Consider the following 242-nt stretch of genomic DNA (forward strand, 5'->3'; position numbering starts at 1 on the left):
GTATTGGAGCATTCTTTTTAGGAATGTTTATAGCGCCCAAAGCAAGTTTATGCTATAATGAGTTTTCGTTTAAATACCGAAAAAAAGGAAAGCAAGATCGTGAAAAGTCTAATGTCTACAGACAAATAAGTGATAACGATTATATCTATGTAAGTTATTTTAATGTTTCCGATAAAAGAGGGAGCAATTTTACACTAGAGCATTTTGAGAACAAAAAAATACCCTATAAGTTGGCTGCAAAT

General features: G+C 31.4%; 1 pseudogene. It reads left to right on the top strand.

The annotated features are described in order from the left end of the window. Positions 1 to 242, top strand: a pseudogene (locus tag ACY2RS_RS15775) (LptF/LptG family permease); the annotation flags it as partial.

This window comes from Patiriisocius sp. 208BN25-11 (assembly GCF_058147145.1).